Genomic DNA, 3,587 nt, shown 5'->3' on the forward strand with positions numbered 1-3,587 from the left:
CGCGAGCGCCTTCGCGGTGGGCGGCAAGGTGGGCGCGGGCGCCGCGGCTTTCCTGGCCTCGGACCTGCTGATCGGCCTCCAGGCCGCGGGCCGCCGGTTGCCCTCGCGGGAGGCGCACGAGGTCCTGATCATGGCGGGCTACCTCACGGGCCAGTACCTCATCGCCACGGGCTGGCCGGAGCGGAACGAGGGCCCGGCCTCGTAGGAGACGAGCACCTGACCTCGTAAGAGAGGCCGAAGTCAGAGCGGGCAGCAGCCAACCGCTCGCCCACACCGCCGAGTTCGCCTGGCCGATCTCGGCCCAGCGGGCCCTGTGGCGAGGCCCCGATCCCGCGGACGAGGGCCGGGAACGGCCGGGCCGCGCGGCGCGGGATACGGTCGGACCGTGCAGCACGACGCGACCGCCCCCACCCCGCCCGACCTCTTCACCTGGGAGTTCGCCACCGACCCGTACCCCGCGTACGCGTGGCTGCGCGAGCACAGCCCGGTGCACAGGACCGAGCTGCCCAGCGGGGTGGAGGCCTGGCTGGTGACCCGGTACGCGGACGCCCGGCAGGCGCTCGCCGACCAGCGGCTGAGCAAGAACCCCGCGCACCACAGCGAGGCCGCGCACGGCAGGGGCAAGGTGGGCATCCCGGGCGAACGCGGCGCGAACCTGATGACGCATCTGCTCAACATCGACCCGCCCGACCACACCCGGCTGCGCCGGCTGGTCGCCAAGGCGTTCACTCCGCGCCGCGTGGCCGAGTTCGCACCCCGCGTGCAGGAGTTGACCGACCGGCTCATCGACGGCTTCGCGGGGCGAGGGGAGGCGGACCTCATCCACGAGTTCGCCTTCCCGCTCCCCATCTACGCGATCTGCGACCTGCTGGGCGTCCCCGCCGAGGACCAGGACGACTTCCGTGACTGGGCGGGAAACATGCTGCGGCACCCCGGGGGACGGCCCCCGGGCCCCGGAGGCGGCCAGGCCGGCGGCCCCCGCGGCGGAGTCGCCCGCTCCGTCAAGAAGATGCGGGCCTACCTCGCGGACCTCATCCACCGCAAGCGCGCCGACCTCGGCGACGACCTGATCTCCGGGCTGATCCGCGCCAGCGACCACGGCGAGCACCTCACCGAGAGCGAGGCCGCCGCGATGGCCTTCATCCTCCTCTTCGCGGGCTTCGAGACGACCGTCAACCTCATTGGCAACGGCATGTACGCCCTGCTCCGCGACCCCGGGCAGCGCCACCGCCTCCAACAGGCCCTGGCCGCGGGCGACACGGCGCTGCTCGCCACCGGGGTCGAGGAACTGCTGCGCTACGACGGGCCGGTGGAGCTGGCCACCTGGCGGTTCGCGACCGAGCCGGTCACGATCGGCGGGCAGCGCATCGCCGCGGGCGACCCCGTACTCGTCGTGCTGGCCGCCGCCGACCGCGACCCCGAGCGCTTCGCGGACCCCGACGCGCTCGACCTCTCCCGCCGCGACAACAAGCACCTCGGCTACGGCCACGGCATCCACTACTGCCTCGGCGCCCCGCTCGCCCGCCTCGAAGGGCAGACCGCGCTGGCCACGCTGCTGACCCGGCTGCCGGACCTCCGACTTGCGGCGGAACCTGCCGATTTGCGCTGGCGCGGCGGGCTCATCATGCGCGGACTGCGCACGCTGCCCGTCGAGTTCACGCCCGAGGGGGCGGAGCGCGAAACTGACGGGCCATCAATTATGTGACCTTCGCGTGATCTCCACTACATCTCCTTGAGACGGCCGCGCGTCGTCGCTACGTTCGAGCACCGTCACCGGCCTCAGGCCTCACACGTGCCCCACGCGGACACGTACGACATCGGGTGACGCGTACGACAAGTGCCGCCCCGCCGCTCGAAAGGCCATCGCATGCGTACCGGCAACGGCAGACACCGCCGCCCCCGTCAGGTCCCGGCCGTCTTCCTGACCGCGGGGGTGACCGGCGCGGGCCTCGCCCTGCCGCTGCTGACGGGCGGCGGCGCGCAGGCCGCGGACACCGGGACTTGGGACCGGGTCGCGCAGTGCGAGAGCGGCGGCCTGTGGAGTGCCGACACCGACAACGGCTACTACGGCGGGCTGCAGTTCACCCAGGACACCTGGGAGGAGTACGGCGGCCGGGCGTACGCGCCGAGCGCCGATCTCGCCAGCCGCGCCCAGCAGATCGCCGTCGCCGAGAAGGTGCTGGCCGCGAAGGGCCCCGAGGCGTGGCCGGGCTGCGCGACCAACGCCGGCCTGGACGGCGCGGGCGCGGCCGCCGATGTCGACCCGGGCGGGCCGGAGTCGGGCGGCCTGCTCGACCCGCTCCTGCCCGCGGAACGGGACTCGGGCAGGGACTCGGGCCGTTCCGCGGATGTGCCCGAGGCAAAGTCTGGCAAGGGCCAGGGGAAGAGCGCCGAAAAGGGCTCGGAAGAAGCTTCAGAGGACGGCCGGGGCGACGGCGGGGGCGGCGGCCGCGGCCACCACCGCGGCGACCGCCCCGAAGGCGGCCACCGCACGGACGGCCGCACCGGCGACCGTACGGAAGCGGCCCCCTCCTCCCCGTCCGCGGAGCCCGCCGCCGGTACGGAGACGGGCAGCGGCTCCGGCAGGCACCGCGGTACCCCCGCCGAGGCCACCCAGGAGCGGACCCGCAACGGCGGCCGCCACGCGTCCCGTGACGGTGGGTCGGATCGCGCCGACCGGGCCGCGGACGGCGACTACACCGTCCGACCGGGTGACAGCCTGTCGGAAATCGCCCAGGAGCACGCCCTCACGGGCGGCTGGCCCGCGCTCTACGACGCCAACGAGCGGGTCGTGGGCGACGATCCGGACCTGATCCTCCCTGGTCAGCGCCTCGATCTCGGCGTCTCCCAGGGGTAGTTCGGGGTTGGATGTACCGGTTTGGGGTGAGTGAGACAAGCATCTCACTGGACCAACCGGCCCATCCCTTCCGCCGGATACGCCCGCAAGGGCCCTCACCTGCGGAGATAGGGGTAACAGGAGTGGCCTGAGAGGCTCCTGTGGCTGGATGCCCTGCTTTGAACCACCGGGACTTGTGTGCTTAACGTCTAACCGCTCGCCAAGCGGCGGGCCCGCCGACCACCACGCCGAATCCTGCCGGTGGTCGGAGGAAGTCGTCGCGTAAGCGCCGAAGGCAGGAGCGGGGGAACCAAGGTAGGCGCCGGACAAGCCTGTTGGAAACGAGCAGGCGGACCGGCTTGGGGTGAAGCCCGGTGCGCGAGCACCGGGCCGGGAACTCACAGCCCGAACCCGACAGCTCACCTCGCAGGCGTCGGTGAGGAGACCGTTCCATGCTGCTTTCCGGCAACAAGGGCAAGCACCGCCGTCCGTCCAAGGCCGTCCGCATCGCCACGCTCGCCGGTGTCGCCGGCGCCGCTGCCGCCGCCCCGCTGCTGGGCGCCACCTCCGCCTCCGCCGCGTCGGTCGACACCTGGGAGAAGGTCGCCCAGTGCGAGTCCGGCGGCAACTGGTCCATCAACACCGGTAACGGCTACTACGGCGGCCTCCAGTTCTCCCAGTCCAGCTGGGAGGCCGCGGGCGGCACGCGGTACGCGGCCCGCGCCGACCTGGCCACCAAGGACCAGCAGAT

The 3,587-nt window shown here is 73.0% G+C and carries 4 protein-coding genes and 1 riboswitch; all 4 genes read left to right on the forward strand.

What is annotated here, in order from left to right; genetic code table 11:
* On the forward strand, positions 1-205 hold a 205-nt coding region (locus AOK16_RS18375), incomplete at its 5' end, for a lysoplasmalogenase family protein (RefSeq protein WP_240483637.1).
* A gap of 180 nt (positions 206-385) precedes the next feature.
* Positions 386-1,705 carry a cytochrome P450 family protein gene (locus AOK16_RS18380; RefSeq protein WP_055473324.1) on the forward strand — a complete coding sequence of 440 codons (1,320 nt, stop codon included), beginning with the start codon at positions 386-388 and terminating at the stop codon, positions 1,703-1,705.
* 162 nt (positions 1,706-1,867) lie between these two features.
* The gene (locus AOK16_RS18385) at positions 1,868-2,857 is read left to right on the forward strand and encodes a LysM peptidoglycan-binding domain-containing protein (protein WP_055473325.1); all 990 of its coding nucleotides are present in this window, start codon (positions 1,868-1,870) and stop codon (positions 2,855-2,857) included.
* 256 nt (positions 2,858-3,113) lie between these two features.
* A riboswitch (cyclic di-AMP (ydaO/yuaA leader) is annotated at positions 3,114-3,284 on the forward strand.
* A gap of 7 nt (positions 3,285-3,291) precedes the next feature.
* A partial coding sequence (locus tag AOK16_RS18390) for a transglycosylase family protein (RefSeq protein WP_420865391.1) occupies positions 3,292-3,587 on the forward strand: 296 nt, incomplete at its 3' end.

The sequence above is a fragment of the Streptomyces pathocidini genome (assembly GCF_001418495.1).
In the GTDB taxonomy this organism is placed as follows: domain Bacteria; phylum Actinomycetota; class Actinomycetes; order Streptomycetales; family Streptomycetaceae; genus Streptomyces; species Streptomyces pathocidini.

What these genes read in the sequence shown, in the direction of transcription:
- AOK16_RS18385 (WP_055473325.1), top strand. Translation starts at nt 1,868, where the DNA reads ATGCGTACCGGCAACGGCAGACACCGCCGCCCCCGTCAGGTCCCGGCC.